Annotated in this window: 6 protein-coding genes; all 6 read right to left on the bottom strand. The window is 65.7% G+C overall.

Annotated elements, in window-relative coordinates; all coding sequences use genetic code 11:
* A partial coding sequence (locus ACEQXE_RS05825) for an N-succinylarginine dihydrolase (RefSeq protein ID WP_370177999.1) occupies positions 1–1,070 on the bottom strand: 1,070 nt, incomplete at its 3' end.
* A gap of 96 nt (positions 1,071–1,166) precedes the next feature.
* Entirely contained in the window at positions 1,167–2,180 is a 1,014-nt protein-coding gene (locus ACEQXE_RS05820; protein ID WP_370177998.1) for an arginine N-succinyltransferase, read from the bottom strand.
* Positions 2,177–3,370, bottom strand: coding sequence for a hydrolase (locus ACEQXE_RS05815; protein WP_370177997.1), 1,194 nt, complete (start codon positions 3,368–3,370; stop codon positions 2,177–2,179). The genes ACEQXE_RS05820 and ACEQXE_RS05815 overlap by 4 nt, the downstream gene beginning before the upstream one ends.
* A gap of 39 nt (positions 3,371–3,409) precedes the next feature.
* On the bottom strand, positions 3,410–4,240 hold the full coding sequence (gene rsmA, locus ACEQXE_RS05810; protein WP_370177996.1) for a 16S rRNA (adenine(1518)-N(6)/adenine(1519)-N(6))-dimethyltransferase RsmA: 831 nt from the start codon (positions 4,238–4,240) through the stop codon (positions 3,410–3,412).
* Between the two features lie 94 nt (positions 4,241–4,334).
* Entirely contained in the window at positions 4,335–5,228 is an 894-nt protein-coding gene (pdxA, locus tag ACEQXE_RS05805) for a 4-hydroxythreonine-4-phosphate dehydrogenase PdxA (protein WP_370177995.1), read from the bottom strand.
* 3 nt (positions 5,229–5,231) lie between these two features.
* Positions 5,232–6,608 carry a peptidylprolyl isomerase gene (locus tag ACEQXE_RS05800; protein ID WP_370177994.1) on the bottom strand — a complete coding sequence of 459 codons (1,377 nt, stop codon included), beginning with the start codon at positions 6,606–6,608 and terminating at the stop codon, positions 5,232–5,234.
* Positions 6,609–6,612: the final 4 nt, after the last annotated feature.

Here is a 6,612-nt window from a genome sequence, read left to right as displayed (position 1 = left end):
GGGTCCGCCACCACGCGCAACCGCAGGCAGGCGGGCCCGCCGCCATTGGCCATGGACTGGCGCACATCTACGGGCAAGACCTGCCGGATCGGCCCGTTGCCCGCCATCATCTTCTCACAGAAGTTCCACACGCTCTCGCTGTCGCGGCATTCGCTCGGCACGATCAGTGCCATAGTCGAATCCGGCAAGGTCACCAGTTGCGCATTGAACAAATAAGTGCGGATCGCCTCTTCGAGCGAAACCGCTTCCTCGGGCACTTCGACCAGTTCGAGCGCGGGAAAGACCTCGCGCATCGCGGCATAAGCGCCCGCAGGGTCGGCAAAGGCGCGCGCGTGGGTGAACAGCACGCGCTCGTTCGCCACCGCGACCACGTCGTTATGGAATGCGCCAGCCTCGATGGCTTCGGGGTTCTGTTCGATGAAGAGCGTGCGCGCCGGGTCTAGGCCATGCTTGCGGGCGACCGCGCGGCTGGCCTGCTCGTGCTGGCGCGCGGGGAATTTACCGCCCGGCCGGCCATAGACAAACACTTCGACGCCGGGTTCACCATGCGCTTCGCACAGCCGCATGTGGTTGGCCGCGCCCTCGTCCCCGAAGGTGGGCGGCACCGCGTCGTGGACCGCGAAATGCTGCGCGTCGCCAAAGGCGATGTCGAGCTGGGCCTTGGTGTCCTGCCATTCCTGCGCGCGGTGGACCATGGTGACGAGGTTGGCCGGCGTCAGGTGGCAGCGCCCGTCCTGGGTATCGGGCGCGGGCGATACGGTTGCTGCATTGGCGGTCCACATGCTGGATGCGGACCATGGTGCGGCGCGCAGGGCGGGGTTCTCGGTGCCATCGAGCGCGAGTGCCTGCGCGAGCGCCGGGTTGGGGCGCGGAAGCGGCAGCAGGAAGCCCTGCGCCAGCCCCCGCGCCATATTCCCGCGCATCTTGGCGAGCCCCTGCAAGGCCGCCTCGCGCGGATAGCTCGTTTCGCCGCGATGGCTCGCGCTGGCGATATTGCCGAGGCTCAGCCCCGCGTAATTGTGCGAGGGGCCGATGATCCCGTCGAAATTGATTTCTTTGAGATTGCTCACGAAAAACTCCGTTCGTGCTGAGCCTGTCGAAGTGCGAACGGCCCCGCGATCATGCCCGCCCTTCGACAAGCTCAGGACGAGCGGGTTTGCGCTTGGCTACTTCGCCACGCTCCACACGCTGTCGCCATCGACCACGCGCAGCGTATCCGCACCATTGGCGTCGATGGCGATCGTGTCTCCGTCGACCGCACGCGTGCCGTAGCAGCAGCGGAAATCGGTGAGGTGGCCGGTCGCCAACAGGGCGCGCTCGCCCCCGTCCATCACTGCGCCGCCCAGAGTCTTGGGGCTGGCCCCGGCGACCGATACGACATCGTCGGTCCGCGCGAGCATCGTCGGCCCGCCATCGAAGATGTCGACATAGCCTTCGTAGCGGAAGCCTTCCTTTTCCAGCATCCGCATCGCCGCGCGCCCGGTGGGGTGGGGCAGGCCGATCACTTCGCGCGCGTCGTCGTCGAGCATCGCGACATAGACCGGGTGCTTGGGCATCAGGTCGGCGATGAACTGGTTACCGTTGATCGCATTGAAATAGTCCGCTTCCTGGAAGGTCATCCCGAAGAAACGCCCGGCAACCCCATCCCAGAAGGGCGAGCCGCCGCGATCGTCGATGATCCCGCGCAGCTCGGCCAATACGCGCTCTGCAAAGCGCTGGCGGTGCATCGCGATAAACAGGTAGCGGCTGCGCGCGAGCAGCAGGCCGAGCCCCCCGGCACGCTCATTGGGGTGGAGGAACAGCCCACCCACCTCGCTGCACCCTTCCAGGTCGGTGACGAGGTTGAGCATTTCGGCCCGCACCGTACGGTCGAGCTCCTTGGAATACTGCGTCAGCGTGTTGAGGCGGTAGGAATAGAACGGCCAGCGCTGGCCGACCTGCGTCATCAGCTGGCAGGTGCCGCGCACCGCGCCTGTCTCGGTATTCTCCAGCACCAGCACGAAGGTCTCGTCGGTCAGTGTGTCTTCGGTGTTGGCGAAGGCCTTTGCCGAACCGGCCAGCTTGGAGGTCAGGGCATCGCGATCGGCGGGCAGGTTGGTGAATCCTCCGCCGGTCAGCTTGGCCATTTCGTACAGGTGTTCCAGATCGCTTTCGCGCGACGGGCGGATCACGAAACTCACAGGCGTTCTCCTTGCGCGATACGGCCGAGGACGAGTGCGGACAGCGCAGCGCGCTCTTTCAAACTGGGTACGATCATGAATTCGTCCGCCGAGTGGATCTTGCCGCCGCGCACGCCCATCGTGTCGACCACGGGCACGCCGGTCGCCGCGATATTATTGCCGTCGCACACGCCGCCGGTCGATTTCCAGTCGATCTCCTGCCCCAGCTCGCGCCCGCAATCGCGCACCAGGTCGAACAGCGCCTGCGTCTTGCGGTCGACCGGCTTGGGCGGGCGGGAAATGCCTCCGTGCACATGAATATCGACCTCGCGCGACTGCTGCACCTCGCCCACCAGCGCAGTCAGCTGCTGCGCGAAGCGCTCGGCAGCATCGGGCGCCTTGGGCCGGATGTTGAACCGCAGCACCGCATGATCGGGCACGACGTTGTTGGCCGACCCACCTTCGATCTTCGCCGGGTTGATCGAAATATCGTCCTGCTGGAGCGCTTCGAGCCGAAGCGCGATGGCCGATGCGGCGAGCACCGCGTTGCGCCCGTCCTGCGGGTTGCGCCCGGCATGCGCGGCGAGGCCCCTGATGGTCAGTGCGTAGTTGCCAGAGCCGCCACGTGCATGGGCCAGCGTGCCCTCGGGCGTCGCCGCAGGTTCGTAGGTGAGCGCAGCATATTTGCCGATGGCGAGCTGCTCGATCAGCGGCGCGGAAGACAGCGATCCGGTTTCCTCGTCCGCATTGATCATGATGTCGTAGCCGATTTTTGCTGCATCATTGCTGCGCTCCAGCGCAAGCAGCGCGTGCAGCATCACCGCGATGCCACCCTTCATGTCGGCAGTGCCGGGGCCGTTAACGACATCGTCGTCAAGCCAGGTGTTTTCCTGGAAAGGGTGATCGGGCGGGAAGACAGTATCCATGTGCCCGGTGAAGATCAGCCGCCGCTCGGCATCGGGACGCACGCGGCAGACGAGGTGCTTGCCATTGGCGACCTCGACCTCGCGCCCATCGGCAGCGATCGCGGTGACCGGCGCGGGATCGACCAGTTCGATATCTCCCGGCAGGGCGCCAAAGGCATCGCCCAGCTCGCTCGCCATGCGGGCAAGGCCTTCAAGGTTGCCGGTGCCGCTATTGATCGACGACCAGCGCAGCGTCTGCTCGCACATCGCCGCGCCGTCGATGCTGTCCAGAATTTCTCTCTCCATATGCCGCGCGGTCTAGCTGCGCCACACGCCATGTCCAGCCTAGCTGGAGAGGGCACGCGCCACGGCGACGAATTCTTCCACGTCGAGGGTCTCTGCCCGCCGGGTCGGATCGATGCCGAGCGCGTCCAGCGCATCGAGCGCGCCGGGCACGCTCTTCAGGCTCTGGCGCAGCATCTTGCGGCGCTGGCCGAAGGCGGCGGCGGTGATTGCCTCCAGCTTCGCTGCCGATACGCCATTGGGCATTGTGGCAGGCGTGACATGGACGATGGCCGACATGACCTTCGGCGGCGGCGTAAAGGCGCTGCGGTGGACTTTCATCGCGAGGCGCGCGGTGCCCCGCCACTGCGCGAGGACCGCGAGCCGTCCATAGGCACTGCCACCCGGCTGGGCGACGATCCGCTGCGCGACTTCCTGCTGGAACATCAACGTCAGGCTGGTCCAGTTGGGCGGCCATTCCTCGCCACCCATCCAGCGCGTGAACAGCGCGGTGCCGACATTATAGGGCAGGTTGGAGAGTACGGCGTAGGGCTCCCCCTCCATGAATGCGTCATGGTCCATCGCCAGCGCATCGCCCTGGATCACGGTGAGCCGGCCCGGGAAAGCCTCGCCCAGTTCGGCGAGTGCGGGGAGGCACCGCCGGTCCATTTCGATTGCCGTCACTTGTGCACCCGCACGCAGGAGCGCGCGAGTCAGCCCGCCGGGGCCTGGGCCAACTTCGAGCACGCGCTTGCCCGAAAGTTCGCCAGGGACTGTGGCGATGCGATCCAGCAAGTGTTCGTCGAAGAGGAAATTCTGGCCGAGAGACTTTGATGCGCACAGGCCATGCCGGGCGATCACTTCGCGCAGGGGAGGGAGTTCGGGTTCCACCAAGCTCCCCTATCCGTTCGTGTCGAGCGAAGTCGAGACACGTTTGCGCGGGGCGTCTCGAATCCTGAGCGCGTCGAAGGGCTCGACGCGAACGGGACTAGGCCAGGTTTCGCCGCGCCGCGATTTCGCCCGCCATGCGGATTGCGGCGATCATGGCGTCGGGCCGGGCGATCCCCTTGCCCGCAATGTCGAACGCGGTGCCATGATCGGGCGAGGTGCGCACGATCGGCAGGCCGAGCGTGACATTGACGCCCTCGTCGAAATCGAGCGCCTTGATCGGGACGAGCGCCTGATCGTGGTACATCGCGATGGCGACATCGTAGGTGCTGCGCTTGTGCGGCGCGAACAGCGTATCGGCGGGGTGCGGGCCGCTCGCGTCGATGCCTTCGCTGCGCAGGGTGGTGATGGCAGGGGCGATGACCTCGATCTCTTCGCGGCCCATGCGGCCATCCTCGCCTGCATGCGGGTTAAGCCCGGCGATGGCGATGCGCGGGGCTTCGATCCCGAAATCGGTTTGCATCGCCTTCGCCACGATGCGGCTGCGCTGGACGATCAGGTCGTGCGAGAGGCGGCCGGGCACATCTGCCAGTGCGCAATGCACGGTCATCGGCACGGTCCTGAGCGATGGTCCTGCCAGCATCATTACCGCATCTTCGCGCGCCATGCCGCAGGCATCGGCAAAGAATTCGGTCTGGCCAATGAAGCTCGGCGCGATTTCGGCTATGCCGGCTTTCGATACCGGCCCGGTCACCAGTCCGCTGCATTCACCGGCGCGAACCATATTCACCGCTCGCTCCAGCGCATCGAGCGCGCATTGAGCGGAGGCCCGGCTGGGCTCGCCCGGGGCAAAAGCTGCGTTGGCATCGCCCACGAGCACGAAGTGCGGCAAGTCCAGGCCGGTTTCGCGCTGCGCCGACGCCTCAGCGATGATCTCCGGCCCGATCCCCGCCGGATCGCCGATGGTTACGGCCAGCGGGAGCGGCTGGGTCACCGATCAGTTATACTCGATGATCGCGTCGTTGCGCATGTCGCGCAGGAAACGCTGGGCGCGCTTGCTGATCCGCTCGTCCTCGATCCGGCCCATGATCTGATCGAAATCGGGCTCGTCGGCGGTTTGCGCATCGTCGCGACCGCACAGCACCAGCACGCGCACACCATCGTCGAGCGAACCGAACGGCGGCGTCGCCTGGCCGACCTGCAGCTGCATCATGGCGGACTGCAACTGTTCGGGCAGGTCACGCACGGTCATCGAGTTGTTGTCGACCACGCTCGCGCCAACCGAATCGGCCACGCGGTTGGCGTCGCCGCATCCGCGAATCGTGCTGATCGCCTGGGCGAACTCGCCGACCCGCGCATTGGCCTGATCCTGCGAAATGCCTTCCGGGAAGGTAATGGCGATCTGTTTCAGGCTGAGCGTTGCGTCGCGCGGGTCGGCGGTGAGTACCTGCCGCTTGTCGAGCAGCAGCATAATGACGAAACCGCCCGGAATGGCCACCGGGCCAACGATCTGGCCGACATCGATTTCTTGCGCGACTTCGGCCATTTCCGTCGGCAGGGTGGCAAGCCGCACGAAGCCCAGATCGCCGCCGACCGCCGCGGTGGTCGATTCGGAGAACTGGCGCGCGTAGGCCTGGAAGCTGCCGCCTTCGCGGATCTGTTCCATGATGCTGCCCGCGTTCTGCTGCACGGCGGCGGCGGTTTCAGGCGTGGCCGAGAGATAGATTTCGGCAATCCGGTATTCGTACTGGCCGCGCGAGGTCTTGAGCCGCTCGATCGTCTCGTTCACTTCGTCGCTCGACACGTTGATGAACGGCACGACGTTGCGGCGCAGCAGGTTGCTCCACGCCAGTTCGCCCTCGATCTGCCGCTTCAGGGCGGGAGCTGAAGAACCGACCGAGGCCAGATATTGGTCCATCTGCTTCGGGTCTTGCGGGAAGTTCTGCTGCGCAAGGCCGAGGTAGCGTTGCTCAACCTCCTGCTTGGAGACTGCCATCTCCTGTGCGGCGGCCGCCTGGATCTGCAGCGTCTCGTCGATCAGGTTGCGCAGCACCTGCATGCGCACCTGCTGCATTTCCTCGGGCGCGAGTTCGGTCCGCTCGGACGCCGCCAGCAACAGTGCAACCCGGTGATTGACATCGGTTCCAGTAATGACCGCGCCGTTCACCTTGGCCGTGGCCGAACGCACGTTCGGGTCCTGCTGTTCGAACATCACCACTTCGCGCGGAATGTCGTAAGGGCTCGCAGGTGCCTGCGCCTGAGCCTGGGCTTCGGCCTGAGCCTCTGCATTCTGGGCCTGTGCGGCTACCGGCAGGGCAGCCATCGCACTGGCGGCGAGGGCAGAAAGAAACTTGCTGAAAATGCTATCGATCACGTCG

Origin of the sequence: Alteriqipengyuania sp. (assembly GCF_964222115.1) — a bacterium.
GTDB lineage: Bacteria > Pseudomonadota > Alphaproteobacteria > Sphingomonadales > Sphingomonadaceae > Alteriqipengyuania.
Note: the sequence above shows the minus strand (reverse complement) of the source record. Positions and strands in the feature narration are given on the sequence as shown.